Origin of the sequence: Prescottella equi (assembly GCF_002094305.1) — a bacterium.
GTDB classification, from domain to species: domain Bacteria; phylum Actinomycetota; class Actinomycetes; order Mycobacteriales; family Mycobacteriaceae; genus Prescottella; species Prescottella equi.
Map to the genome: position 1 here is coordinate 234,733 of NZ_LWTX01000005.1, position 26,014 is coordinate 260,746.

Here is a 26,014-nt window from a genome sequence, read left to right on the forward strand (position 1 = left end):
CGGTCACCGATGTCGGGACAGTTCCCGATCCACCCAGTCCTCGACCTCCGCTCGTGACTGCAGACGGACGATCACCAGATCCTCCCACCGCTCGCGCACCTCGGCGATCTTCCGCGCCCCGTCGGCATGGGTCCGCCACGCCCAGCGGATGATGTGGTCGCGCTCTGTGAAGACGGTCCACAGCGGTGGCTCGACGTTTCCGTTCCAGAGCACCTCGCGGCGCATCCGCCGGCGCAGTGTGCGGACGGTGACCTGTCGCATCACCGTCGAACGCGGAAGGTCGAGCCACACGAGCAGGTCGGCCCTCTCCGCCAACAGCGGACGCGCCGCGCCGTACTGCCATTCGGTGGCCCACCGGTTCCCTGACGTGAACGCTTCGACGTCGGCGAGGAACTCGGGGCGCGGTGTCCAGCCCGGCCCGTGGTGCAGGGCGTCCATCTCGGTGAACGGAAGATCCAGCGCTGCCCCGATCCGGGCAGCGAGGGTCGTCTTGCCCGAACCCGACGTCCCTGCGACCAGCACTCGGTGGGGTCGGCACGGGAGAGGAGAAGTGGCGTCGAGAAGTGGCACTTCGACGAGGTTAGGCGTCTCCGGCGCGAGCGCCCACTCCTTTTCGTCTCCGGCGGATAGCCGCAGATTCGGGCCAGGAGTGGGCGCTCCGGCTCACACGGCCGCGGCGGCGCGCTCGATCACGTCCGCTACCTGCGCGGGCTGCGACACCAGGACCGCATGCGAGGCTCCCGGGATCTCGGTGATCTGCGCGCCTGCCCGTTCGGCCATGAAACGTTCGGACGCCGGCGGGATGACACGGTCCTGGTCGGGGATGACGGCCCAGGTCGGCAGGTTTCGCCAGGACGGGTCCTGTGTCGGTTCGAGGTTCGCCGCCAACGCGATGGATCGCTGATGCGCGAGCATGTCGGCGGCCGTGGAATCGGAGACGTCCTGACAGAACGCCTCGTGAAAGCTGTCCGCAGCGATGTAGCCGTCGAGGTTCTTACCGATCGGGGTGGTCGGGTCGTCGACCACTCCGACCTGCAGCACCGGCGGCAGCAACTGGCTACCGGGGAACGTGATCGGGTTGAGCGCCGCCTGCGCGGGCTCACCCTGGTCGGGGGCGAAGGCGGCAACGTAGACCATGCCGACCACGTTGGGGGCGTGGGTGTTGGTGATGACGACACCGCCGTACGAGTGCCCGACCAGCAGCACCGGACCCGGGATGTCGGCGAGGGCCTTCTCGATCGCGGCCGAGTCGTAGCCGGGCCCGCGCAGCGGGTTCGACGGCACCACGACGTCGTGACCCCGGGCCCGCAGTTCCGCGGCAACGGGGTCCCAACTGGTGGTGTCGGCGAACGCACCGTGCACCAGCACGAGCGTCGGCATCGATTGCGCGGCGGCGGGCGACACCCCCACCGACAGCACCGCTGCGAGCGCGAGTACGCACATCGCCGTCAAGGTCCGAATCCTGCGCATTCTCATGGCGGATCTCCTCGTGTGGGAAGTCTTCGGATACTCCCACGCAGGGTGGACGCGTCAGTTCCGTTCGGCGCAGCCGAGACTCAGCCGTGCCTCACCCGAGACTCACACGAGCGCGGACATCGACGTCCACGTCGGCCAGTCGATCGCCCAGTCGTAGATGTCGCCGTCCGCGGCGGACAGGTCGATCCGGGTGCCGCTGACCTCTACCGGATCTCCGTACATGGCGGTCCCGAAGTATTCCTGGGCGTCCGACAGCGACAGGTTGATGCATCCGTTCGTCACGTTCGAGGCACCCTGCACGCCGACGGTGAGGGGGTTGGCGTGGATGAACTCTCCGTTGTTGGAGATGCGGACGGCCCACCGCTCGCGGACGTTCTCGTAGTACGGCGGATTCGACATCAGGAAGTCCTCGTGCATCTCGGACACGACGTGGATGCCGCTGCGGGTGACGTTGCGGTTCTCGTTGCCCTCGCCGTAGCTGACGGGGATGTCCATGACGGTGACGCCGTCGCGCACCACCTGCATGCGGTGGCTCGGCGCGACGGCCTTGACGATCTGGCTGCGGCCGATCGTGAAGTCCAGCGACACGTCGCCGGCCCCGTAGGCGCCGTCGCCGAAGTCGAGTCCGTAGAGCTGGGCGTCGACGTGGACCGCGGTCCCGGGCGCCCAGTAGTTCTGCGGTCGCCAGTGCACCCGGGCGCCGTTGTCGTCGGGCAGCCACGCCCAGGAACCGATCGTGGGCGGGACCGTGGTGATGTGCAGGGCCTTCTCGACGGCCGCCTTGTCGGCGATCGGGCCGTCGAACTGCAGGATGATCGGCGCTCCCACGCCGACGACCTGTCCGTCACCGATGTTGGTGCGCACCGAGATCTGGGTGTCCGGGTCGATCGTGGTGAAGCTGCCGGTGACGGGCACCGTCTTGCCGTCGGTGCCGAGCGCGGTGCCGGACCACGTGTACTTCGCGTCGTAGCCGAGCGGTTCGGTGACCGTGTACGACGTCCGGTCGGGGCTGAGCAGGCCCTGGACCACCTTGCCGGACGCGTTCGTCAGCGCGACGTCCTGCAAGGTCCCCTGCGTGACGCTCACCGAGATCGGCTGCGCCGGGTTCACGCCCTGCGCGTCGGGCGCCGGATTCTCGACCACCTGCGCGACGGGGCCGGCGGGCACCGGGGTGCCGTCGGCGGCGTCCCCGGTGGGGATGGTGCAACCGGCGAGGAGGGTCAGCCCGAGCAGCGCGGCCACCACCATCAGTAGCCGCGTCCGATTTACCCGAATCCCCTGTTCACGCACGAAAACCACGGTACTCCCAGTGCGACAGTGGCTTTCGTCACACAGAGACGATCGGGCCACGATCCGGGCACGATCGGAACCGCGTCAGATGGTGCACCCGACGGTCACGGGTTCCGGTTCGAGCCGGACGCCGAACTCGCGCTCGACGCCGTCCCGGACCGTGCGGGCCAGTTCCACCAGGTCACCGGTCCGCGCGTGCCCGCGGTTGGTCAGGGCCAGAGTGTGCTTGGTGGACAGGCGGACCCGCGCGTCCTCGCCGGGGTAGCCCTTGCCGAACCCGGCGCGTTCGATGAGCCAGCCGGCGGACAACTTGGTCACCTCGGCCCCGACCGGGCCGGGGAACTGCGGGATCCGCACGTCCGCACCGACCTTCGCCCGGATCGCGTCGAGCACTGTGGGCAGGCTCACGTCGGGAATCACCGGGTTCGTGAAGAACGACCCCGCGCTCCACGTGTCGTGGTCGGCGGCGTCGAGCACCATGCCCTTGCCGCGGCGCAGGCCGAGCACGACGTCGCGCACCTCGGCGGTGGGGCGGCGCTCGCCCTCCTGCGCGCCGAGCGCGGACGCGAGTTCGCGGTAGCCGAGGGGTGCGCTGGTGCCGTCGGGGCGGACCGTCATCTCCACGGCCAGGACGAGGGCGTCGTCACGGTGCTTGAGGACACTGGTGCGGTAGCCGAGCCCCAGCTCGGACGGCTCCACCCAGCGCACGTCGCCGGTGGTGCGGTCGAGCAGTTGCACTCGGCGCAGCAGCGCCCCGACCTCCACGCCGTAGGCGCCGACGTTCTGCACGGGCGTCGCACCGGCCGAGCCCGGGATGCCGGACAGGCATTCGAGCCCGCCCAGGCCGGCCGCGACGGTCTTGGCGACGACGTCGTCCCACACCGCACCGGCCTGCGCGAGCACGGTGTCGTCACCGAGCTCGACGCCGGCATCGGCGACCCGGACGACGACGCCGTCGAAGCCGTCGTCGGAGATCACCAGGTTGGATCCGCCACCGAGGATCAACGTGGGGACCCGGGCATCGTCGAGGACACGGACGACATCGACGAGGGCCCGGGTGGACGGGCAGTCGGCGAGGACGGCGGCGGGGCCGCCGAGGCGCAGGGTGGTCAGCGATGCCAGCGGCACCTGCTCGGACAACTGCGCACCGGCCTGCTCGAGATGTCCCCGGATGAGTGGATCCAACACGTGGAAACGGTAGCGTGCCCGACATGGCCCGACACATCGAGCATTCCGCGCAATACCCCCACCCCGTCGCGACGCTGCACGCCGCGCTCACCGACGAGGGCTACTGGCAGGCCCGGTTGCAGCAGGTCGGCGGGCCCGGGGCAGCGCTCGAGAGCGTGACCGTCGGGGACGGCGCGATCGAGATCGTCCTGCAGCAGGCAGTACCGGCCGAACATCTGCCGTCGATGGTGACCTCGATCCGTCAGGGTGACCTGATCATCCGGCGTACCGAATCGTGGGGTCCGCTACAGGACGGCCGGGCGCACGGCACCTTCTCGGCCGAGGTCGAGGGGGCACCGGGACAGGTGCGCGGCACCGTCACGATCACCGCGGACGGCACCGGATCGCTGCTGGTCATGGCAGGTGAGGTCGAGGTGAGGATCCCGCTGATCGGCGGCAAGATCGAATCCGTCATCGCCGGCCAGGTGCTGGAACTGCTCGATGCCGAAGAGGACTTCACCCGCGACTGGGTGGCGCAGGCCGGGTAGTCGCTTTCTCCGACCGACGGGCCGCCAGCCGGTAATCTGCCGGTCATGGCCCGTCGCGTCGACTACTCCGCCAGATTCGAGCATCCCGTTGAAGTCGTGTACGCCGCTCTCGGCGACGCCGACTACTGGGAGGCGCGGATGGAAGAGATGCGCAAGTACAGCGAGAACCACGTCGAATCGCTCGACGTGACCGACGACGGGATCGATCTGGTGCTGCACCACGTGCTGCCGCGCAAGGATCTGCCGGACATCGCGCAGACGGTGCTCAAGAAGGACCTGATCATCACGCGCAAGGAGAAGTACACGTCGTTCGGCGAGCCCGTGACCGGCACGTACGAGGCCTCGATTCCCGGCGGGCCGGGCAGCCTGACCGGGACGATGGAACTGTTCAGCACCGACACCGGGTGCACGCTGCGCACGACGTCCGAGGCCAAGGTGTTCATCCCGTTCGTCGGCGGCAAGCTCGAGCAGCTGATGCTGGTGAACCTGGTCGACCTGTTCCGCACCGAGGCCGAGGTCACCGCGTCCTGGCTCGCTCGGCAGTAGCCGGCGTGCGCGAAGGGAAACCCGTCGGCGTCATCACCCGCGGCACCACAGGCATCAACCGGTTGCGTCGCAGCGACCGCTGGCTCGTCCACAGTCCGGTCGTCACGCGCACGCTGCGCGACGCCCCCGACCCGCTGGTCGTCGACCTCGGCTACGGCGCGATGCCGGTCACCACGCTGGAGATGGCTGCGCGGCTGCGGACCGTGCGTTCCGACGTCCGCGTCGTCGGGCTCGAAATCGACCCCGCACGGGTGGTCGAGGGGCGCGACGGGGTCACCTTCGCGCGGGGCGGCTTCGAACTCGCCGGTCTGCGCCCGACGTTGATCCGGGCGTTCAACGTGCTGCGGCAGTACCCGGAGGACGCCGTCGACGACGCCTGGGGACGGCTGCGCAGCGGCCTCGCACCGGGCGGGCTGATCGTCGACGGCACGTGCGACGAACTCGGGCGGCGCTGCGCGTGGGTACTCCTCGATCGGGACGGCCCCCGCTCACTGACCCTCGCGTGGGACCCGTTCGACGTCGATCGCCCCAGCGACATCGCCGAGCGGCTACCCAAGGCGCTCATCCACCGCAACGTCGCGGGCGAGCGGATCCACGACCTACTCGTCACCGCCGACCGGGCGTGGGCGACGGCCGCGGGCCTCGCGCCGTTCGGCCCCCGCATCCGGTGGCGGGAAACCCTGCATCTGCTGTCCGACCTCGGAGTGCCCGTCACACCGCAGCGACGACGGATCCGGGACTGCGTCGTCACCGTGCCGTGGAGCTACGTCCGCCCCGGCGGGTGAGCGGTTCTACTGGCACGCCCCCAGCGCGTGCTCGATGCGCTCGGCGACCTGCTGCGGCCGTCCGATGCACTCGGCCCGTAGCTTCTCGGGGTCGATCCGGCCGATCGCGACGCCGTCGCAGACGACCTCGTCGAACAGGTCCTGGGCGATGCCGCCGGTCGCGAGATCCAGGGCGGTACACAGCGGCGTGGTGATGCCGAACGTCCCCACCACCTCGTAGTCCTGGGCACGCAGTTCCCGGCGGTGCAGCGCGAGCCGGCGGGTCGGTGCGGGCGCCGTGGCCTGGGTCGACAGGTGCACGAAGCTGGGGTGCAGGTGCCCGAGGCCGTGCAGTTCGGCCGCGCTCTGGTGGGAGACGACGGCGGCGCCCTCGAACCACGCACACCACTTGGCGAACTCTTCGAGATCGCTGCGTGGGAACGAGGCCAGGCGGAACAGATCCCGTTCGATACGCAACCAGGACCCCTCGGCCAGGCGGCCGCCGATGTCCTCGGTGGTACAGCCGAGGCGCAGCGCCTGCCCGGTCGTGAAATACCCCGCTTGCCGGAGCGCAAGACGACGGAGATCCTCTCCCGTGTCGGGAGTCGGTTCACGTCGCGGATCTGTCCAGCCCGCCATGCAGTAACCCTACTGCGCCACTGTGGGCCGGATCACAGCTTTTCGGGTCGCTCGTGTCCATACCGAGTCCGAAGCCGTGGCCCTTTCACAGAAACCGTTCAGAGTCTTCCGGGAGAATCACTGTCATGTCGGCACCAGTGAACGCACCCCAGATGCCCACGCCCCCGAAACCCAAGCGGCGCAAGGCGGTCACGATCTCGCTCATCGTGGTCGCAGCCCTCGTGGTCGCGTTGGTCGGCGGAGAGCTGTTCCTCCGCCAGCGCGCCACCAGCTGCATGGAGTCCCAGTTCGAGAGCCAGCTCGGTTCCCCGGTCGACGTCAGCCTCAGCTGGAAGCCGGTGCTGCTGCAGATGACCGGCAAGAACGTTCCGTACGTCGAGATCGACAGCAAGGGCTCGGCGTTCGGGCCGGCGCAGGGCATGGAGGTCCGCGCCCGCGCCAACGACATCAAGATCACCGACTCCGCCGACAGCAGCGGCACGATCGGCAGTTCGTCCGCCGACGTCACCTGGTCCACCGACGGGATCCTGGCGACGCTGCAGGCACAGCCGCTGGGCGGCATGATCACCGCGGTCACCGCCGACCCCACCGCCGGAACCCTGAAGGTCTCGGTGGGCGGTTTCGCGGACATGACGGTGCAGCCGAAGGTGCAGGACGGGAAGATCGACGTCGAGACCGTGAGTGCCGCGATCCTCGGCCTGGGGCTGCCGACAGCACTGGTCGACGGCATCGTCCAGGCCCTCACCGACGGTCTGCAGCAGTACCCGCTCGGCATGGAACCGACGGCGCTGACCGTCACGGACAGCGGCATCGACGTGAACCTGCAGGGTGGCGAGTACGTGATGCCGGCCGCCGACCCCAACGCGCAGAGCGGCTGCAGCCTGCTCTGACGCCGGGTCAGGACTGGTCGGGCAGCCCGTCGAGCACGGCGCGGGTGCCCGACAGTCCCAGCCGGGTGGCGCCCGCGTCGATCAGCGCGAGCGCGGCGTCCGCGGTCCGGATGCCGCCGCTCGCCTTGACGCCGAGCCGTCCGCCGACGGTGTCGGCCATGAGCCGCACCGCGTGCACGCTCGCCCCGCCCGCCGGGTGGAAGCCGGTGGACGTCTTGACGAAGTTCGCGCCGGCCTGTTCGGCCGCGCGGCACGTTTCGACGATCGCGTCGTCGCTCAGCGCGGCCGACTCGACGATGACCTTCAGCACCGGCTCCGGACCCACGGCGTCGCGGACTGCGAGGATGTCGGCGAGGACCGCGTTGTACTCGCCGGCCACCGCGGCGCCCACGTCGATCACCATGTCGATCTCGGTCGCGCCCTGGTCGACCGCGAGCCGCGCCTCGGTGGCCTTGATCAGCGAGTGGTGCTTGCCCGACGGGAAGCCGACGACGGTCGCGAGCACCAGGTCACCGAGGTCCGCCGAGCGCAGCGGCAGCATCGACGGGGACACGCACACCGCAAGCACGCCCAGGTCGTGCGCCTCGGCGACGAGGGCCCGCGCGTCGGCGTCCGACGCCTCCGGCTTGAGCAGTGTGTGGTCGACCATCCCGGCGACGAAGGTGCGGTTACGCGCTGTCTCGGACATGCCCCGAAGCTTGGCACAGCTCGCTAGCATCGGTTCCATGGCAGCCCCCCGCGCCGAGGAGGTCGCCGCGACTTTCGACGCCGCCGCGGTCGATTTCGATCGGGTCGCGCCGCAGGTGTGGGACCCGGCCGGCCAGGCGCTCGCATTCCAGGCGGGTCTGCGGCCCGGTGACGCCGTCCTCGACATCGGCAGCGGCACCGGGGCGTCGGCACTCCCGGCCGCGGCGGCAGTGGGCCCGACGGGCCTCGTACATGCCGTCGACCTGTCCGACGAGATGCTCGAACGCGGCCGGGTGAAGGCGTCGGATCGGGCGTTGCTCAACGTCGAGTTCGTGTGCGCCGACGCCACCACGTGGGAGCCGCCGAGCGCCGTCCCCGACGCCGGGTACGACGCGTTGCTCAGCTCCTACGCGGTGTTCTTTTTGCCCGAGATGGACGCGGCGTTCGCCCGACTGGCCCGCTTGGTGCGGCCCGGCGGCACCGTGGGTGTCACGGCGTGGCGCGAGTCCGCACTGCGCGAGTTCGCTGCCGCTTTCCTCGCGGCGCTCGGCCCGCTCGCGCCCGAGCAGCCGCCGGATCGCCCTCACGTGATGGCGCCGGCCCAGCGGCTCGACTCCCCCGCCAAGCTGCGCGGGTGGCTCGCCGATGCCGGGACCGAGCACGTCGAGGTGCGCGAGCTGTCGAACCTGATCCCGGCGACGGAGGAGTTCTGCTGGAACTTCGTGGTCGGCAGCGGGTTGCGGGCGCTGTTGACCGGTCTGGGCCCCGACGTCGTCGCGCAGGTGCGCCGCGATTTCCTGGGGCAGATCACCGAACGCGGCCTGCACACCGTCGACGCGACGACCCTCGTCGGCACGGCGAAGGTTGTCGGCTTTCCGTGACCTGACAGACTGGGGCGCATGAGTTCGACTGCCTCGACCGACGACCGTCGTTACGTCCTGTCTCTGGGTTGCCCCGACCGCACCGGCATCGTGGCGCGGATTTCCGCGTTCCTCGCCGAGATCGGCGGCTGGATCGTCGAGGCCGCGTACCACGCCGACGCCGACACCGGCTGGTTCTTCACCCGGCAGGCGGTCCGGGCGTCGTCGATCAGCCTGAGCCTCGAGGAGATGCGCGAGAAGTTCGCTGCCGTCGCCGAGGAGCTCGGCCCCGAGACGGAGTGGACGCTCACCGACACCGGCGAGCGCAAGCGCGTGGTGCTGCTCGTCAGCAAGGAAGGCCACTGCCTGCACGACATCCTTGGCCGCGTCGCCGCCGGTGAGCTGCAGTGCGAGATCGCCGCGGTGATCGGTAACCATCCCGACCTCGAGCGGGTGACGAAGCGGCACGGCGTCGACTTCCACTACGTGTCGTTCCCGAAGGATCCGGCCGAGCGCGGACCGGCGTTCGAGCAGGTCCGCAAGCTCGTCGACGCGCACGATCCGCACGCCGTGGTGCTGGCCCGGTTCATGCAGGTGCTGCCCGCCGAACTGTGCGATCACTGGGCGGGCCGGGCCATCAACATCCACCACAGCTTCCTGCCGTCGTTCGTCGGCGCCCGCCCCTACCACCAGGCGTTCACGCGCGGTGTGAAGCTGATCGGCGCCACCTGCCACTACGTGACCGCCGAACTGGACGCGGGCCCGATCATCGAGCAGGACGTCATACGAGTCGACCACACCGATCAGGTGTCGGACATGGTCCGGCAGGGCCGGGACATCGAGAAGCTGGTGCTGGCCCGAGGCCTGCGGTGGCACCTGGAGGACCGCGTCCAGGTGCACGGCCGCAAGACCGTCGTGTTCAGCTGACGGACCTCAGTTCAGGCTGCGGAGCCGGTCCACTTCGGCATTGAAGTCGGCGACGGCCTCGACCGACGTCATGTGCCCGATCCCGCGGAGCACGATGAGCCGTTCGAGGTGGTCGGCGTCGTCGAGGATCTGCGCGACCCGACGCGCGTGCGACGGCGGGGTGAGCCGGTCCGCGGTACCCACCAGCACCGTGGTCGGCACCGTCAGGTTCTGCAGCCCGTCCTTGATGTCGAGGGCGCTCAGGGCGGCACCCCACCCGCCGCGGGTGCGGGGGTGACATTCGCTGACGATGCGCTCACAGAACGCGACCTCGGCGGGCGTCGAACCCGGCGCCATGGCCACGTACTTGATGGCCCGGGTGGTCATCGGTGACGACGGCATCGGCATCGCCGAACCGAGGACGGCGCGGCCGACGGGCACGGGCACCCGCGGGAACCGTTGCGGCAGCGGGATCACCGTGGTCTCGGCGACGAGGCTGTCGGTGCCGGTGCTCGCGAGCAGCACCGACGCCGCGTACCGGTCCACTTCCTCGGGGTACTTGCCGGCCCACGCGACGATGCTCATACCGCCCATGCTGTGCCCCACGATCTCTGCCTTCCGCCCGTCGCGCACGGTCGCGGCGAGGACTGCGGACAGGTCGTCGGCGAGGACGTCGGGGCTCAGCGGGGTCCGGCCGATATCGCTGCGGCCGTGCCCACGCTGATCGTAGGTGATGACGCGGTACTTCTCGGCGAGCTCGTTGACCTGCGGATTCCAGAAGTCGGCCGAACAGGTCCAGCCGTGGCTGAAGACGATCGGCGGGGCGTCGGGCGACCCGTAGGCCCGCACGTGCAGTTCGGCGCCGTCGGAGCTGACGACGGGGACGATCTCGGGTTCGATGCGCGGGGTCGAGAACAGTTCGGCCTCGGTCTCGGGGCCGCCGCCGACGGGCCCGGCCCCGCGGGATCGGGCCGCGACGGCGACACCCGCCAGCGCACCGAGCCCCGCGATTCCCAGCAACGTCCACAGCTTCCTGTGCGACTTCCGTGCAGCCACTTCCACTCCCCTTGCTTCTAGCCTGCGCGCGTCGAGTCCGTCTCGGGCGCGATCTGTTCGAGCTGACTCGCGGCCTTCGCGAGTGCCTTCGAGATCTGTTCCTCCATCGCCTCGGCGAACAGCGCGTGCACCGCGTCGTGCGCGAGTGGGCGCACCTGGTTCACCAGCGACGCCACTTCCGAGACCTTCGCCTCGTCGAGGTCGAGCGTGCCGCCCTCGGGCGCGAGGTAGCGCGCCGAGACCAGTTCGACGAACCGTCCGGCGACGTCTCCGAGGTCGCGGCGCACCGCCTCGGTCTGTTCGAGGATGTCCGCCAACGGGATGCCGGCGTCGACGAGGACCTGTGCGGCCTCCATCAGGCGCGGATTGGCGACCGAGAACTCCTGGCCGGCCTTCGCGAGCACACCGAGCCGGGTACCGAGCGCGATGTTCTCGTCGGTGGTCTGGTCGCCGAACATGCGGCGCAACTCCGCCATCGTGAGTTTGGCGGCCCGCCGATACTTCTTCCACCGCCCGCCGGGATCGTCGGTTTCGAGGACGTCGCGCACCTGCAGGCCGTACTGCGCGGCGGTGAGCAGTTCGCTGATGGTGGCGAAGGTGTAGCCGCGGTCGAGCATCCGGCCGATCAGATTGAGCCGCGCGAGGTGCGATTCGTTGTACCAGCCCGCGCGGCCCTCCTTGCGGGGCGGGGGCAGCAGACCCCGATCCTGGTAGACCCGAACGTTCCGCACGCTCATACCGGCCTCGCGCGCGAGGTCGTCGATGCGGTACTCCGTCATGTTCCGCCTTCCCCGTAGGAACCGCGACGACGTCGGCGGTTCCGGCGAGGTCGACGGTGAGGGGAATTCTATCGCGGAGAGTGTGGGCACTAGATGACGTGCGCCCGGCGCAGAAGGGCCTTGGACGGGCCTTCGATCAGCCCGCATTCGTCGAGGAATTCGACGGTCTTGCGGGAGCCCTCACGGATCATCTCGTGGTAGTGGACGTTGCTTCGCGCCGCCCGCTTGGCCTCTTCGACGTCGAGCCCGGCGGCGGCGTACACCTGCTCGTTCACGAGGCACGTGACGATGAAGTACGCCGTGACGCCGAGCACCAGCCGCTGGTACGCAAGCTTGGCGCGGGACAGCGACCGGACACGGCGCACCGTCTCCTCACGCGCGAACTTGATGTGCCGGGCTTCTTCGAGCACATGGATCTTGCTGACCGTGCGGGTGAGCGGCTGGACGCGGGCGTCCCGCATGAAGTCGCGCTGCATCATGTCGAGGATCTCCTCGGCGAACAGCGTTCCGCCATACGCGAGCGAGCCGGACGCTGTCGACTTGAACAGCCGGGCGGTGTTGCGGATCCACCGCTTGGGCCGGTACGACGGGATCCCGAAGCGTTGCGCCGAGCGGGCGAACATCGTGGAGTGCCGGCACTCGTCGGCGATCTCGTTGAGCGCGAACTGGACGTGCGGGGTGGCTGGGTCGTGCGAATAGATGTCGCGCAGCAGCATCTGCATGAGGATCATCTCGAACCAGATGCCGGTGCCGGCGACGCTCGCGGCCTCGTGCTTGGTGAGCGTGATCCGCTGCTCGTCGGTCATCCGGTCCCACAGTTCGGTGCCGTAGAGGCTGCACCACTCGGGGGTCATGCCGTAGAGATCGTCGGGGATGGGCGCCGCCCAGTCGACCTCGACCAGCGGGTCGTACGACTTGCGGGCGGCGGAGGCGAGCAGACGCTCGGCGGTGTCCTGACGGTCGCCCACCCGCATGTGCCGGGACGGAGGTACCTCGACTGCTTCGCGATGGATGATGGACATCGTCAACTCCTGCTCGACTGGTGTTCATGCAGGTCATGCCCAATTTCGGGCGTATGTCGACGATAGCATCGTCACAACGAGCATTGTCAAGGTTTATCTGTAACTGTTCGTGAACAGATGCAGCCGCCGACCCGTGCAGGCCAGGCCGGGGCAGCTACCAGCGCGGGCCGCGCTGGATGTCGTCCACCCGCGGGCGGACGTCCACGAGGTACACGCAGATCGCGACGACGGCGATGATGCCGAGCATGTGCACGGCACCGAACAGGAACACCACGAGCAGCGACGCGATGAGGATGCCCAGCCAGATCGGCTTGCTCAGCTTGTCCACGGCGGTGAACGCGTCCTTACGCTGACGCGCCGCATGGAAGATCGCGAAGACCGCGCCGGCGAGAGCCAGGAGCTGCAGCGCGAAAAGGATCAGTCCGGTGACGCCGTGAATGTTGAACACGTTTCCATCCTACGAATCGGGCGGAGATGCGCGCAGGCCCCCGCGCAACGAAGTGCGCGGGGGCCGATCCCCGATGGTGGTACGCGATCGGTGTCCGATCAGTTGGTGGGCTTCTTGGCGGGCGCCTTCTTGGCCGGAGCAGCCTTCTTGGCAGCGGGCGCCGGGGTGGCCTTGGCCGCGGGAGCCTTGGCAGGCGCAGCCTTCTTGGCCGGAGCGGTCGGGGTGGCCGGCTTCGGGGCCGGAGCCTTGTTGGCGGCGGCCTCGACACGCTCGGCGGCGGCCTCGGACGTGGCCTCGGCCCGCTCACCGGCGTCGACGACGCGGCTGGCGACCGAGTCACCGGTCTCGGACAGACGGTTCGCGACGGTGTCACTGGTCTCGGAGAGAACCACGGCGGCCTCGTCGGCGACGTCACTGATGCGTCCGGCCGCGCGTCCGGCGAGCTTGGCGGCCTGCTCACCGAGTTCACGCGTCTGACGCGCCACCGTGCCCAGCGCCTCCTCCGTGAGCTCGACGGCGTCACCGAACACGGCCTCGGCGCGTCCCAACTGCTCCTCGACGGCCGGCTGCTTACGGATACGCTCGACAGCCTCCTCGCCGCGCTCGGCGAGTGCGACGTACAGGTCGGAGGCGACCTTCAGGTACGCCTCGGCGACCTTGCGCAGCTCCTCGGGGGTGAACCGCTCGCGCAACTCGGCGAGCTCCTCGGGCAGCTCGGACGGCAGCGCGGCGAGACGCTCGCGGAGCTGCTCGACGCCCTCCGACACCTCGGTGGGGAGGTTGGCCCAGCGTTCCCGGGCCTCGTCGATGCGGCCGGACACGTCGGTGTTGGTGTTCTCGGCGCGGGCACGCACCTGGGACACGACGTCGGCGACGGCCTGGACCACCAGGTCACCGGTGCCGACGGCAGCGTAGAACGGGGTCTTGATGTTTTCGACGATCTTCGGATCGGTCATTCTCGGATCTCCTGTCGAGGTGGATCTGCGATCTCGTGCTCTTCTTCGTCCGAGGCGTCGGCCTGATCGGCGGATTCGGACTGGTGCGGGTCGTTCTCACGGCGGAACGACTCGTAGATCTCGAGAAGCACCTGCTTCTGCCGTTCGGTGATGGCACCGTCGGCCAGCAGCGCGTCCCGGACCGGGCTGTGCGGGCGTTGCTCGAGGATCCCGGCCTGCACGTACAGGACCTCCGACGACACCCGCAGACCCTTCGCGATCTGAGCGAGGACGTCGGCGGACGGCTTGCGGAGTCCGCGTTCGATCTGACTCAGATAGGGATTGCTGACGCCGGCGAGTTGCGCGAGCTGCCGTAACGAAACCTGTGCGGCCTCACGCTGTGAGCGGATGAAGCTGCCGATGTCCTGAGCGGCCCCTGCGACCACTCGGGCGGCACTGCTCATGTCGTCGGGCTCGTCGACCATCAGTACTCCCTGTTCTGTACGCAAATCCCACGGTAGAACAGGGTGCTAACTATTGCAAGCACTTTGCTAGCACTTGTCGGCACCGAAGGCGAAAGACGCAGATCAGGCGAACATGAGCTGCGAAATCGTGTAGATCGCAAGGCCCGCGAGGGCTCCGACGACGGTGCCGTTGATCCGGATGAACTGCAGATCGCGACCGACCTGCAGTTCGATCTTGCGGCTCGCCTCCTCGGCGTCCCAGCGCTCGACGGTCTCGGTGATGACGGCGGTGATCTCGTCCGTGTAGTTCTCGGCGACGTAGCGCGTGCCCGACAGCAGCCAGCCGTCGACCTTCGCGCGCATCTCGTCGTCGTCGCGCAGGCGTTCGCCGAACGCGACGACGTTCTCGGCGACCTTGCGGCGCAGGGTGCTGTTCGGGTCGTCGACCGACTCCATGACGAGTCGCTTGGCGACCTTCCAGGTGGCCGCGGCGAGTCCGGTGATCTCCTCGCGGCCCATGATCTCGGCCTTGATGGACTCGGCCTTGGCGATGGTGGCGGGGTCGTTCTGCAGGTCGTCGGCGAAGTCGATCAGGAACCGGTTGGCCGCCAGACGCACCTCGTGCTCGGGATTCGAACGCACCTTCCACGTGAACTCGACGAGTTCGCGGTAGATCTTCTCGCCGAGCATCGCGTCGACGAACTTGGGCGACCACGACGGCGAGTCCCGGCTGATGATGCGGTCGATGGTCTCCTGACTGTTCAGCGCCCACTGGTGCGCCCGCTCGGCGAGCAGGTCCAGCAGCGGCAGCTGGCGGTTCTCGCGCAGCAGCTCGGCGAGGACCTTGCCGATCGGCGGACCCCAGTCGGGTTCGGCGATCCGTCGGACGATCGTGTTGTCGATGATCGCGGTGACGTCCTCGTCGTTGAGGACCTCGACCACGCCGCGCAGCAGCGTCGCGGTCTCCGCGGCCACCCGCTGCGCGTGCTCGGGTTCGGCCATCCACGTTCCGACCCGGAGAGGGATCTGTGCGTTCGCGACCTTGGCGGACACCACGTCGGGTGCGAGGAAGTTGTCGCCGACGAAGTTGCTGAGGCTCTCGCCGAGCTGGTCCTTCTTGCGCTTGATGATCGCGGTGTGCGGGATCTTCAGCCCGAGCGGATGCCGGAACAGCGCCGTCACCGCGAACCAGTCGGCGAGCGCACCCACCATGCCGGCCTCCGATGCGGCCCGCACGTAACCGACCCACGCGCCCGCTCCCCGCGTCTCCTGCCACCGGCAGAAGAGGTAGACGACGGTCGCGAACACGAGGAAGCCGGTCGCGACGAGCTTCATCTTCCGTAGGTCGCGACGCTTCTCGGGATCGTCGAAGACGCCCGCGAACGACGACGGCGACGGCGGCTGCGGCTGCGCCGGGCGCGGCCGGGCCGGGGCGGGCGGCTGAGCTGACTGGACGGGCTGCACACCGACATTGTGCCCGGATACCGGGCCCGGCTGCCGAGATAGAGATCACCTCCGGCGCACCCGCCCATTAAGCTGGCCTTCTGGTTCAACCTCGAACGGATGTGGCGAAACGTAGTGCCGAAGCAAAGCGCAGATCTGCAGACAACCGAAGACAGCCGACCCGAGACCGGGAAGCCCGACGGGCGCAAGCGGCGCTGGCGCGAACACAAGATCGCCCGCCGCGAGGAACTCGTCGACGGCACGATCGCGGCCATCCGTGCGCGGGGCCGCGACATCGGCATGGACGACATCGCGTCGGAGATCGGCGTCTCCAAGACGGTGCTGTACCGGTACTTCACCGACAAGAACGACCTCACGAGCGCGACGATGATGCGCTACGTCGAGACCATCCTGGCGCCGCGGATGTACGCGGTCATCGGCGAGGATCTCGACGAGTACGACCTCACGCGCGTCGCGATCTCGGCCTACGTCGAGACGGTCGCGGCCGACCCGGACGTCTACCTGTACGTGATGGCCAACAGCGCGGGCCCGAACCGGGACGTCGTGGCCGATTCCGAGCGGATGATCGCGGAACTGCTCGCGACCGTGCTCGGCGAGCGGCTGCGGAACATGGGCATGGACTCGGGCGGCTCGGTGCCGTGGGCGTACGGCGTCGTCGGCGCGGTGCAGCTCGCGACGCACTGGTGGATCTCCAACAAGTCGATGTCGACGGACGACCTCATCGACTACCTGGTGATGATGACGTGGGGCGGAATCTCCGGTATCGCGGCGTCCAGCGGTTCACCGGCCCGCTTCAAGTCGGTTCCGCATCCGCTGCTGGAGAAGGCGACCGAGTCGGACGGGGCGCCCGGGGACGCCTGACCCCTCTTGTGTTACCAGCGGTAACAGGTATCGTTGTCGTGTGACTCACTTCACGGACGACGCGGACGGGCACGACCACGACGAGCCGGACGGCTACCGCGGGCCGGCCCACGTGGTCGTCGGGCAGCGCCCCCCGGTGATCGTCGACGTCGAACTGTCGGGCAACTTCGAGCCGATCAGCGGTCGGTTCGTGTGGCGGGGACGTGTCCGCGAACTGACGCACGCTCTCGGCGAGGACGCGGCGCCCGTCGGCACCGACCTGACGATCACTACGTCAGAGGGCAGTGGCACCGCCCGCGTGAGCGGGCTGGACCTGTGGGGCAGCCACATGGTCGACGGACTCACCCGGCCACCGTTTCCCGTCATGGAGGACACCGAGGGACTGCTCTAGTGTGACGTGTGGCACGTCGCCACCGAACACATGTTGCAGCAGTCCCTTGTCGCTTCTCGCATCCGGAGGTCCAGTTGGCCGACAAGGTTCCCACGTCCCGCCTCGTCCGGGGTTCGAAGCTCGGGCAGGTCGCGGCGGGCCGCGTGATCCGCAACGCCGGCACGCGCGTGTCGATGGTCGGGCGCTCCGAGGAGGTCCGTGCGCGGATCGCCGAGAATTCGGTGCTGGCGGCCGCCGATCAGCTCGTGACGGTGCTGGGCAGCATGAAGGGCGTCGCGATGAAACTCGGGCAGATGCTCTCGATCCTCGATCTCGATCTGGTGCCGGAGGCTCATCGCGAGGAGTTCCAGCGCAAGCTCGCCGCACTGCGGGACCAGGCTCCCACCGCACCGTTCGAAACCATGCGCCGGGTGATCGAGGCCGACTACGGCCGTCCGACCTCCGACGTGTTCGCCGAGTTCGATCCCACACCCGTCGCGGCCGCGTCCATCGGTCAGGTGTACCGCGCCCGCCTGCACGACGGCCGGGACGTCGCGGTCAAGGTGCAGTATCCGGGTATCGACGCCGCGATCCGCGCCGACATGAAGAATCTGACGATGTTCCTCAAGGTGTGGAAGTCGACGGTTCCGACGCTGTCGACGCCCGCGCTGCTCAACGAATTGCGGCTGAACTTCGAGGGCGAACTCGACTACGAGCGCGAGGCGCGCACGCAGCACGCGATCGCGCAGCTGTACGCGGGCCATCCGTTCGTCGCGGTACCGGACAGCATCCCGGAGCTGAGCACGCGGCGGGTGCTCGTGAGCGAGTTCTTCGAGGGATCTCCGTTCACGAGTATCTGCGCGCTCCCGCAGGACGAGCGAAACCGCATCGGCGAGATCATCTTCCGCTTCTACATCGGGTCGCTGTACCGGTACCACGAGTTCTGCGGCGATCCGCATCCCGGGAACGTGCTGCTCGGCACCGACGGCCGGGTCGCGTTCGTCGACTTCGGACTGTTCAACCGCATGGACGCCGAACACGTCGAGTTCGAGAAGCAGTGCCTGCGCGCCGCGACGGAGGGACGCAGAGACGATCTCTACGCGCTGATGGTGCGCCGCGGTGTCATCGCGCCGGACGCCGACGTCACGCCCGACGAGTGCCTCGAGTACGTGTACGCGGCCGCCGAGTGGAATCTGGTGGACGAGGAGATCGCCATCACCCCGGAGATGGCGAGCACCGGGTTCCTCCTGGCGATCGATCCGCGGGCGTCGGAGTTCTCGGGCATGAAGAGCCAGAACCTGCCGCCCGAGCACCTTTTCTCGCGCCGCGCCGATTTCCTCACCTTCGGCGTCCTGGGTCAGCTCGACGCGAGCGCCAACTGGCACCGCATCGGCCGCGAGTGGGTGTACGGCGACGCGCCTGCCACGGAACTCGGCGTCGCCGAGGAACGCTGGCGTTCGGACCGCTGAATCCACCCTCTGCGGCAGTCGTTGTGGCACAGTTCGGTCCATGCCTGCGGACGCGAGTGACCTGTGGACCACCCCCGCCGTCGAAGCGCTCCGCGCAGGACCGCACACCCGGGTCTCCGAGATCGACCCCCGCGCCACACCGGGGTTCACCGGGAACAAGGCCGACGGCGAGCGCATGCTCGAGGAGCGCGGCGCGGTGCTGTCGTCGCTGCAGGAGAAGCTGTACGCCAACGGCCGCTCGGGAGACAAGCGTTCGGTACTGCTGATCCTGCAGGGCATGGACACCGCCGGGAAGGGCGGCATGGTCCGGCACGTCATCGGCCACGTCGATCCCCAGGGCGTCGACCACGCCGCCTTCGGGGTCCCGACGCCCGAGGAGAAGCGCCATCACTACCTGTGGCGGATCAACAAGGCACTGCCTCGCGGCGGTCAGTTGGGGGTGTTCGACCGCTCGCACTACGAGGACGTGCTGGTGGTGCGGGTGCACAATCTGGTCCCGCCCGACGTGTGGGCCGGTCGCTACGAGGAGATCAACCAGTTCGAACGCGAACTGGTCCACAACGGCACCACCATCGTGAAGGTCGCGATGTTCGTGTCGCTGGACGAACAGAAGCGCCGGCTGGCCGAGCGACTCGAGCGCCGCGACAAGTTCTGGAAGTACAACCCCGGGGACGTCACCGAGCGCAAGTTGTGGCCGCAGTACCAGGAGGCCTACCAGGCGATGCTCGACAAGACGTCGACGGAGCACGCACCGTGGTACGTGGTCCCGTGTGATCGCAAGTGGTACAGCCGCATTGCCGTCACCGAACTACTGATAGACGCACTGCGGCGGCTCGACCTCGACTGGCCTCCGGCCGAGTTCGACATCGAGGTCGAGAAGGAGCGGTTGGCACTGTCGTGACGAGCGCGTGCCGTCAGAGCATGTGCGGGGTGCTGTGGTGCATCTTCTGATCGTGTCGGGTGACGCCGCCGAAGATCGCGGCGGACCCGGACAGCAGGGCCAGTGAGGCCAGTCCCGCGATGACCGCCCACCCGGCGAAGCCTCCGCCCGCCGCGACCAGGAACAGCCCGGCCGCCGCGATGCCCGTCAGGGCCAGTCCGTACCCGGCCCACCCAGCGAAGTCGTTGAGAGTCATTCGCTGTCCCTCCTCCGTGTCGGCATAGAGGTCCGTGCTTCGACGCTACGCCGCCCGAACGCGCTGCGCGAGAAACCGACCGGTCGATGCCGCTCCCGAAAGCCCTCCCGCGGAAGCGATCGCATCCGCGGGAGGTCAGGACGAAGGCGCCCGTCAGAAGGTCGAGGCGTCGATCACGAAGCGGTAGCGCACGTCGCTGGCGACGACGCGGTCGTAGGCCTCGTTGATCCGGTCGGCGGGGATCACCTCGATCTCCGCGCCGATACCGTGCTGCGCGCAGAAATCCAGCATCTCCTGCGTCTGCGCGATGCCACCGACCAGCGACCCGGCCAGGCTGCGACGATTCTTGAGCAGCGAGAAGCCGCGGACACTGATCGGGTTCTCGGGCAGGCCGAGCTCGACCAGCGTGCCGTCGATCGCGAGCATCGACAGGTAGCGGTCCATGTCGAGGTTCACCGACACGGTGTTGAGGATCAGGTCGAACTTCCCGCGCAGCGCCTTGAAGGTCTCCTTGTCGGCGGTCGCGTAGTAGTGGTCGGCGCCGAAGCGCAGGCCGTCGTCCTTCTTGCTCAGCGACTGGCTGAGCACGGTGACCTCGGCGCCCATCGCGTGCGCGATCTTCACGCCGACGTGGCCCAGTCCGCCCATACCGACGATCGCGACCTTCTTGCCGGGGCCGGCGCCCCAGTGCGCGAGCGGCGAGTACAGCGTGATGCCGGCGCACAGCAGCGGCGCCGCGACATCCAGTTCGAGACCGTCCGGGATCGACAGGACGAAGTCCTCGTCCACGACGACGTGCGTGGAATACCCACCAGCCGTGCGCTTTCCGTCCCGCCCGACGGTGTTGTAGGTGTCGACGACGCCGTTCTCGCAGTACTGCTCCTCGCCGGCTTCGCAGCTGGCGCACGTGCGGCAGGAGTCGACGAAGCAGCCGACGCCCACGCGGTCCCCGACGGCGTGCCTGGTGACCTCGGACCCGACCTGCGCGACGACGCCGGCGATCTCGTGGCCCGGAACGACCGGGTAACTGGTGCCGCCCCACTCGTTGCGGGCGGTGTGGATGTCGGAATGGCAGATGCCGGCGTACTTGATCTCGATCAGGACGTCGCGCGGCCCGACGTCGCGGCGTTCGATGGTGGTCTTCTCGAGAGGGGCGTCGGCGGAGTTCGCCGCGTAGGCGGAAGCGGTAAGCATCCCCCATGCCTACCCGTTACCGGCGAGTACGCGCAAAGAACCGGGACTGACCTGCACCGGAGAAATGGACCGTTTCCCCCGAAACGCTCCGCGCGGACCGCGATCCGCCTTACCATCCCCGACAACTGAACATGTGTCCATATCCGCTGGGACCATCCGACGCGAACCGAGGGATCGAATGCGCAAAACCGTTGTCGCATTCGCTGCGGCGATCGCAGCGTGCTCAGCCGTCCTGTCGTCCACGACCGCTTCCGCGGCGCCACCGGCCACGCCGATCACCACGCTGCAGGCCGACGGCACCCACCTCGTCGACGGCTACGGACGCACCGTACTTCTGCACGGCGTCAACAATGTCGACAAGGATGCGCCCTACCTGTCCGCGGGTGAGACGCTCACACCGCAGGACATCGACATCCTGGTCCGGCACGGCTTCAACACGGTCCGTCTGGGCACCTCGTTCGACGCGTTGATGCCGCAACGCGGGCAGATCGACGAGGCGTACCTCGACCGGCTCACCGGCGTGGTCGACGCCCTCACCGCCCGCGGGATCCACGTCCTGCTCGACAACCACCAGGACGGTCTCTCGAAGGCATGGGGTGGCAACGGCTTTCCCGAGTGGGCCATCGAGTCCCGACCGCGCGAGTGGGAACCGAACCCCGGGTTCCCGCTCTACTACCTGATGCCGAGCCTCAACGCGGGCTGGGACGAGGTGTGGGGCAACACGCACGGCGCGCTCGACCATCTCGGCACCGCGCTCGGCGCACTGGCCGAGCGCGTGGAGGGCAAACCGGGCGTGATGGGGATCGAGCTGTTGAACGAGCCGTGGCCCGGGTCGCGGTTCCTCTCGTGCTTCCCGAACGGGTGCCCGGATTTCGACCGCACGTACCAGGCCACGATGCAGAAACTGACCGACGCCGTTCGCGCACAGAACCCGACGATTCCGGTGTACTGGGAGCCCAACGTCACATGGAACCAGATGATGCCGTCGAATCTGTTCGCTCCACCCGTCACACCCGCCCTCACCACCGCCGACGTCGTCTTCGCGCCACACGACTACTGCATCCCCAGTCAGCTCGCCATCTATCTCGGACTGCCGCAAGCGCTGCGCGGGTTGTGTGTTCCGCAGCAGGACCTCACGTGGTCGAACATCGACGCGATCACCGAGCGCGCGAACGTCCCGACCGTGGTCACCGAGTTCGGCGACGGTGATCCGACGGTTCTGAAGAACACGCTCGCGCGTGCCGACGAACGCTTCATCGGTTGGCAGTACTGGCATTTCGGTGCCGGCAACGCCACCGACCCGTTCCTCGGCGAGGTGGGACGTAAGCTCGTACGCACGTATCCACAGGCCACGGCCGGTGAGCCCGGGCGGATGATCTTCGACGCCGACAACGGCGACTTCGCGTACCGCTACACACCGCGGGCGGCGACGCGGCCCACCGAGATCTTCGTGTCGGATCTGCACTACCCGGACGGATACGCGGTGCAGGTCGACGGCGGACAGGTCACGTCCGCGCCCGGCGCCCGGATCGTCACCGTCGTCGCCGACGGCAGCGGACCGGTCACGGTCAAGATCAACCGTCCGGGCTCGGCGGGCGCCGAGGTGCCCGACGGTCCCATCGAGACGAGTTCGTCGGGCAGCTCCGGAAGCTCCTAGGACCTTCCGAACGCAGCACACCGGGAGCGGATCCGCAGACGATCCGCTCCCGGTGTGCTGCAAGGGTCGGCGTGCCTACCCCTGCGCGGCACGCCGCCGCAAACGCCGAGCCGCAGCCACGAGGTTGCGCAGCGACGGCTCGAGCTGCCAGTAGTGGCGGGTCTTGAGCCCGCCGTCGGGGTTGGCCCACAGCCGGTCGAGATCCACGGATTCGGCGGCCTCGGTGAGCAGCGCGTCGAGTTCGTCGATGTCGGGGATCCGGGCCGAACGGCTCTCGTACACACCGGGTCCGACGCCGTGCGTGAGCGCCTTCTCCTTGATGGCCTCGAGCACCCAGCTGATCGACCGGGTCGCGACGATCGCCGTGACGTCGGCGTCGAGTCGTTCGATCGCCTCCACGACGGACCGCTGACCGGAGTAGGTCAGGTGCGTGTGAATCTGGGTCGCCGGCTTGGCGCCGCCCGTCGCGAGACGGAAAGCGTCGACGGCCCAGTCCAGGTACTCCTTGCGCCCGGTCTCCCGCAGCGGCAACAGTTCCCGGACGGCCGGCTCGTCGACCTGGATGATCGCGATACCGGCGGCCTCGAGATCGGCGATCTCGTCCCGGATGGCCAGCGCCAACTGGTCGGCGGTCTCGTGCAGCGGCTGGTCCTGGCGCACGAACGAGCGCGCCAGCATCGTGACCGGTCCGGTGAGCATGCCCTTGACCGGCTTGTCGGTCAGGGACTGCGCGTACGTGATCCATTCGACCGTCATCGGCTTCGGACGACGGACGTCGCCGTACAGCACCGGCGGACGGGTGCACCGTGAGCCGTACGCCTGCACCCAACCGTTGTGGGTGAACGCGTAGCCCTCGAGCAGTTCGGCGAAGTACTGCACCATGTCGTTGCGCTCGTGCTCGCCGTGGACCAACACGTCCAGGCCGATGTCCTCCTGCAGCGCGATCGTCTTGGCGATCTCGTCCTGGATCCGCTTGTAGTACTCGTCCCAGTCGAGGCGTCCTTCACCCAGTTCGTAACGGGCCTGGCGGATCTCGTCGGTCTGCGGGAACGAGCCCAGCGTGGTCGCGGGCACGGGCGGCAGGTTCAGGCGTGCCTGCTGCGCGATCCGGCGCTCCTCGTACGGGGCGCGGACGCGATGCTCCGACTTGATCGCATTGACCCGGGCGCGGACGTCGTGCTTCTGCTTGAAGTGCACCGACGTCGGCTTCTTGCGCCACCGCTCCGACGGCCCCTCGGTGAGTGCCTTCGCGAGCGAGACCACTTCGCCCACCTTCTGTTTCGCGAAGGCGAGCCGGTCGGCAACGTCGCCCGGCATGTCGTACTCCATGAGCACGTCGTACGGGACGTGCAGCAGTGAGCACGACGTCGAGACGACCAGATCGGGGGTGACGTCCTTGATCTGGTTGAGGTACGTCAGGGTGTTGAACCGGTCGACACGCCACACGTTGCGGCCGTCGACGATGCCCGCATAGATGCGCTTGCGGCGAATACCCGGCACCTTCGCCAGTTCCTCGGCGGTGATGCGCCCGTTGATCAGGTCCAGACCCAGCGCCTCGACGGGTGTCGCCGCCAGGATCGGCAGGGCCTCCCCCAGCGACCCGTACGGGCCGGTGACGAGGATGCGCGGACGCAGCGGCGCGTGGGCGAGCTTGTCGTACGCGCGGCCGAGAGCGGCGAGCTCATCCGCGGTCCGGTCCTCGGTGAAACACGGCTCGTCCAGCTGGACACACGTCGCGCCGGCCTTGGCCAGCTGCGCGAACAGCTTCTCGTACTCGGGCAGCAGCCGGTCGAGGAGGTCGAGGGGCGCGAAACCCTCTGCAGTGGAATCGGGCGCGATCTTCGACAGCAGCAGCAGCGAGAGTGGGCCGAGGACCACCGGGCGCAGCTCGATGCCGCGGGCCTTGGCGCGCTCGAACTCGTCGAGCAGCGTCTCCGAATGCAGCTCGAACGTCGTGTTCTCCGACAGTTCGGGCTGCCGGTAGTGGTAGTTGGTGCCGAAGAAGCGCACCAGCTCGAGCGGCGGGAAGTCGGGCCGGCCGCGAGCCATCGTGAAGTAGAAGTCGAGCGGGTCCAGCTCACCCTCGAGCGGAGCGAACCGCTCGGGGACCGCGCCGAACAGCAGCGCGTTGTCGAGCACGTGGTCGTAGTAGGAGAACGTGTTGCCGGGGACCTGGGTCAACCCGGTGGCAGCCAGCTCGCTCCAGGTCTGCTCCTGCAGTTCCCTTGCGACGGAGACGAGTTCGGCCTTGGAGCCGGTGCCGTGCCAGTAGGCCTCGAGAGCACGCTTGAGTTCACGGCGGGGCCCGATGCGGGGGTATCCGAGGACGCTGGATCCGTACCCGGCGGTGTTTGCGGCGGACATGCGGATCGACCTTTCGTAGGCGGCTACGCCGCCCGTGCGCCTTTCCGGTAGCGGGAGCTACCAAAAAGGCGCACGGGTGCGGAGCGCTTGTTCAGCTTGCCTTCTTCGTGACACGGCCGTTGTCGGCGTATTCGTAGAAGCCGGCGCCCGACTTCTTGCCGACGAGCCCTGCCTCGACCATCCGCAGCAGCAGTGGCGGGGCCGAGTACAGCGGCTCCTTGAACTCCTCGTACATCGAGTCGGCGATCGACTTGACGGTGTCAAGTCCCACCAGATCGGTCAGCGCGAGCGGACCCATCGGGTGCGCACATCCGAGCACCATCGCCTTGTCGACGTCTTCCTTGGTGGCGAAGCCCGACTCCACCATGCGGATCGCGGAGAGCAGGTACGGCACGAGCAACGCGTTGACGACGAAGCCGGACCGGTCCGCAGACCGCACGACCTGCTTGCCGAGCAGCTCGCTCGCGAACGCCTCCGCTCGTGCCGACACCGCGGGGCTGGTCTTGAGCGTGGTGACCAGTTCCACGAGCGGGAGGACGGGAACGGGGTTGAAGAAGTGCATGCCGATGACGCGTTCCGGCGCACTCGTCGCAATCCCCAGCTTCATGATCGGGATCGAGGACGTGTTCGATGCGAGCACCGCGTCCGGATCCGTGACGATCGAGTCGAGTTCGGCGAAGATCTCGCTCTTGATCTTCTCGTCCTCGACGACGGCCTCCACTACGAGCTGCCGGTCGGCGAAGTCGCCGAGGTCGGAGGTGAAGCGCAGCCGCCAGGCGGCCTGCTCCCGCTCGCGTTCGGTGATCTTGCCGCTGCTCACGCCACGGTCGAGCGAGCGCAGGATGCGCGAGCGTCCTGCTGCCGCGAGTTCGCGGCTCGGCTCGTACACCAGCACGTCGACGTGTGCACGGGCGCACACCTCGGCGATTCCGGAACCCATGATGCCGGCGCCGATCACGCCGACGCGCTGAATCTTTTCGCTGGTCACGTCAGCTCCTTTTTCGGAAGTGGAGGTCGGGTCC

The 26,014-nt window shown here is 68.5% G+C and carries 28 protein-coding genes; 11 read left to right on the forward strand and 17 right to left on the reverse strand.

The genetic code is table 11. The features are described from left to right. Window positions 1-3: 3 nt before the first annotated feature. From A6I89_RS15000 to A6I89_RS15015, 4 genes are all read right to left on the reverse strand, one after another. Window positions 4-522 (reverse strand): P-loop NTPase family protein, encoded by a 519-nt coding sequence (locus A6I89_RS15000; protein ID WP_022597575.1) that lies wholly within the window; start codon window positions 520-522, stop codon window positions 4-6. A gap of 141 nt (window positions 523-663) precedes the next feature. Then, window positions 664-1,476, reverse strand: coding sequence for an alpha/beta fold hydrolase (locus tag A6I89_RS15005; RefSeq protein WP_044991351.1), 813 nt, complete (start codon window positions 1,474-1,476; stop codon window positions 664-666). Between the two features lie 102 nt (window positions 1,477-1,578). Beyond that, a complete protein-coding gene (locus A6I89_RS15010) occupies window positions 1,579-2,766 on the reverse strand; it encodes a L,D-transpeptidase (protein ID WP_080668429.1) in 1,188 nt (395 codons plus the stop codon). Between the two features lie 84 nt (window positions 2,767-2,850). Beyond that, window positions 2,851-3,954, reverse strand: coding sequence for a UDP-N-acetylmuramate dehydrogenase (locus A6I89_RS15015; protein ID WP_022597581.1), 1,104 nt, complete (start codon window positions 3,952-3,954; stop codon window positions 2,851-2,853). A gap of 23 nt (window positions 3,955-3,977) precedes the next feature. Here A6I89_RS15015 and A6I89_RS15020 point away from each other — a divergent pair, with 23 nt between their 5' ends. The 3 genes from A6I89_RS15020 to A6I89_RS15030 are packed head-to-tail and all read left to right on the forward strand — an operon-like array spanning window position 3,978 to window position 5,812. Further along, window positions 3,978-4,481 carry a DUF2505 domain-containing protein gene (locus A6I89_RS15020; protein WP_022597583.1) on the forward strand — a complete coding sequence of 168 codons (504 nt, stop codon included), beginning with the start codon at window positions 3,978-3,980 and terminating at the stop codon, window positions 4,479-4,481. Window positions 4,482-4,526: 45 nt separating this feature from the next. Continuing rightward, the gene (locus A6I89_RS15025; RefSeq protein ID WP_022597585.1) at window positions 4,527-5,027 is read left to right on the forward strand and encodes a DUF2505 domain-containing protein; all 501 of its coding nucleotides are present in this window, start codon (window positions 4,527-4,529) and stop codon (window positions 5,025-5,027) included. Between the two features lie 5 nt (window positions 5,028-5,032). Further along, the gene (locus A6I89_RS15030) at window positions 5,033-5,812 is read left to right on the forward strand and encodes a class I SAM-dependent methyltransferase (protein WP_022597587.1); all 780 of its coding nucleotides are present in this window, start codon (window positions 5,033-5,035) and stop codon (window positions 5,810-5,812) included. Between the two features lie 6 nt (window positions 5,813-5,818). On the opposite strand, the gene A6I89_RS15035 is transcribed toward A6I89_RS15030, so the two are convergent. Further along, entirely contained in the window at window positions 5,819-6,430 is a 612-nt protein-coding gene (locus tag A6I89_RS15035) for a type IV toxin-antitoxin system AbiEi family antitoxin domain-containing protein (protein ID WP_005518024.1), read from the reverse strand. A gap of 152 nt (window positions 6,431-6,582) precedes the next feature. Here A6I89_RS15035 and A6I89_RS15040 point away from each other — a divergent pair, with 152 nt between their 5' ends. Further along, window positions 6,583-7,320, forward strand: a complete 738-nt coding sequence (locus tag A6I89_RS15040) for an LmeA family phospholipid-binding protein (protein WP_005518023.1) — start codon at window positions 6,583-6,585, stop codon at window positions 7,318-7,320. Between the two features lie 7 nt (window positions 7,321-7,327). On the opposite strand, the gene deoC is transcribed toward A6I89_RS15040, so the two are convergent. Then, window positions 7,328-8,008 carry a deoxyribose-phosphate aldolase gene (deoC, locus tag A6I89_RS15045; RefSeq protein WP_022597591.1) on the reverse strand — a complete coding sequence of 227 codons (681 nt, stop codon included), beginning with the start codon at window positions 8,006-8,008 and terminating at the stop codon, window positions 7,328-7,330. 37 nt (window positions 8,009-8,045) lie between these two features. Here deoC and A6I89_RS15050 point away from each other — a divergent pair, with 37 nt between their 5' ends. Both A6I89_RS15050 and purU read left to right on the forward strand, forming a co-directional pair. After that, entirely contained in the window at window positions 8,046-8,888 is an 843-nt protein-coding gene (locus A6I89_RS15050; RefSeq protein ID WP_022597593.1) for a class I SAM-dependent methyltransferase, read from the forward strand. An 18-nt stretch (window positions 8,889-8,906) separates the two neighbouring features. Next, complete coding sequence (gene purU, locus A6I89_RS15055; RefSeq protein WP_005518020.1) at window positions 8,907-9,794, forward strand: formyltetrahydrofolate deformylase; 888 nt, start codon at window positions 8,907-8,909, stop codon at window positions 9,792-9,794. A 6-nt stretch (window positions 9,795-9,800) separates the two neighbouring features. On the opposite strand, the gene A6I89_RS15060 is transcribed toward purU, so the two are convergent. From A6I89_RS15060 to A6I89_RS15090, 7 genes are all read right to left on the reverse strand, one after another. Next, window positions 9,801-10,835, reverse strand: coding sequence for an alpha/beta fold hydrolase (locus A6I89_RS15060; protein WP_005518019.1), 1,035 nt, complete (start codon window positions 10,833-10,835; stop codon window positions 9,801-9,803). Between the two features lie 11 nt (window positions 10,836-10,846). Beyond that, window positions 10,847-11,608 (reverse strand): MerR family transcriptional regulator, encoded by a 762-nt coding sequence (locus A6I89_RS15065; RefSeq protein ID WP_022597597.1) that lies wholly within the window; start codon window positions 11,606-11,608, stop codon window positions 10,847-10,849. Between the two features lie 89 nt (window positions 11,609-11,697). Beyond that, on the reverse strand, window positions 11,698-12,630 hold the full coding sequence (locus A6I89_RS15070) for an AurF N-oxygenase family protein (RefSeq protein ID WP_022597599.1): 933 nt from the start codon (window positions 12,628-12,630) through the stop codon (window positions 11,698-11,700). Window positions 12,631-12,784: 154 nt separating this feature from the next. Further along, entirely contained in the window at window positions 12,785-13,078 is a 294-nt protein-coding gene (locus A6I89_RS15075; RefSeq protein ID WP_005518016.1) for a DUF2516 family protein, read from the reverse strand. A gap of 98 nt (window positions 13,079-13,176) precedes the next feature. Further along, window positions 13,177-14,034: a hypothetical protein gene (locus A6I89_RS15080; RefSeq protein ID WP_005518015.1), complete on the reverse strand. Its 858-nt coding sequence runs from the start codon at window positions 14,032-14,034 to the stop codon at window positions 13,177-13,179. Next, window positions 14,031-14,498: a helix-turn-helix domain-containing protein gene (locus A6I89_RS15085; RefSeq protein ID WP_005518014.1), complete on the reverse strand. Its 468-nt coding sequence runs from the start codon at window positions 14,496-14,498 to the stop codon at window positions 14,031-14,033. Before A6I89_RS15085 ends, A6I89_RS15080 begins: the two co-directional genes overlap by 4 nt. 102 nt (window positions 14,499-14,600) lie before the next feature. Next, window positions 14,601-15,812, reverse strand: a complete 1,212-nt coding sequence (locus A6I89_RS15090) for a DUF445 domain-containing protein (RefSeq protein ID WP_172504604.1) — start codon at window positions 15,810-15,812, stop codon at window positions 14,601-14,603. A 228-nt stretch (window positions 15,813-16,040) separates the two neighbouring features. Between A6I89_RS15090 and A6I89_RS15095 the strand changes: the two genes are divergently transcribed. The 4 genes from A6I89_RS15095 to A6I89_RS15110 all read left to right on the forward strand — a co-directional run bounded on the left by A6I89_RS15095 (window position 16,041) and on the right by A6I89_RS15110 (window position 19,542). Next, window positions 16,041-16,802, forward strand: a complete 762-nt coding sequence (locus A6I89_RS15095; protein ID WP_005518012.1) for a TetR/AcrR family transcriptional regulator — start codon at window positions 16,041-16,043, stop codon at window positions 16,800-16,802. Between the two features lie 40 nt (window positions 16,803-16,842). After that, on the forward strand, window positions 16,843-17,193 hold the full coding sequence (locus A6I89_RS15100; RefSeq protein WP_005518011.1) for a DUF4873 domain-containing protein: 351 nt from the start codon (window positions 16,843-16,845) through the stop codon (window positions 17,191-17,193). A 74-nt stretch (window positions 17,194-17,267) separates the two neighbouring features. Further along, complete coding sequence (locus A6I89_RS15105; protein WP_022597603.1) at window positions 17,268-18,641, forward strand: ABC1 kinase family protein; 1,374 nt, start codon at window positions 17,268-17,270, stop codon at window positions 18,639-18,641. A 40-nt stretch (window positions 18,642-18,681) separates the two neighbouring features. Beyond that, window positions 18,682-19,542 carry a polyphosphate kinase 2 family protein gene (locus tag A6I89_RS15110; RefSeq protein ID WP_005518009.1) on the forward strand — a complete coding sequence of 287 codons (861 nt, stop codon included), beginning with the start codon at window positions 18,682-18,684 and terminating at the stop codon, window positions 19,540-19,542. Between the two features lie 13 nt (window positions 19,543-19,555). Here A6I89_RS15110 and A6I89_RS15115 read toward each other — a convergent pair whose 3' ends face one another. After that, entirely contained in the window at window positions 19,556-19,777 is a 222-nt protein-coding gene (locus A6I89_RS15115) for a hypothetical protein (protein WP_005518008.1), read from the reverse strand. A gap of 153 nt (window positions 19,778-19,930) precedes the next feature. Beyond that, window positions 19,931-20,971, reverse strand: coding sequence for an NAD(P)-dependent alcohol dehydrogenase (locus A6I89_RS15120; RefSeq protein ID WP_013417038.1), 1,041 nt, complete (start codon window positions 20,969-20,971; stop codon window positions 19,931-19,933). A 178-nt stretch (window positions 20,972-21,149) separates the two neighbouring features. Between A6I89_RS15120 and A6I89_RS15125 the strand changes: the two genes are divergently transcribed. Then, complete coding sequence (locus tag A6I89_RS15125; RefSeq protein WP_022597605.1) at window positions 21,150-22,628, forward strand: endoglycoceramidase I; 1,479 nt, start codon at window positions 21,150-21,152, stop codon at window positions 22,626-22,628. Between the two features lie 75 nt (window positions 22,629-22,703). Here the strand turns inward: A6I89_RS15125 and metE are convergent, their stop codons facing one another. After that, window positions 22,704-24,992: a 5-methyltetrahydropteroyltriglutamate--homocysteine S-methyltransferase gene (metE, locus tag A6I89_RS15130; RefSeq protein ID WP_022597607.1), complete on the reverse strand. Its 2,289-nt coding sequence runs from the start codon at window positions 24,990-24,992 to the stop codon at window positions 22,704-22,706. Window positions 24,993-25,083: 91 nt separating this feature from the next. Beyond that, window positions 25,084-25,980, reverse strand: a complete 897-nt coding sequence (locus A6I89_RS15135; protein ID WP_005518004.1) for a 3-hydroxybutyryl-CoA dehydrogenase — start codon at window positions 25,978-25,980, stop codon at window positions 25,084-25,086. Window positions 25,981-26,014 lie beyond the last annotated feature (34 nt).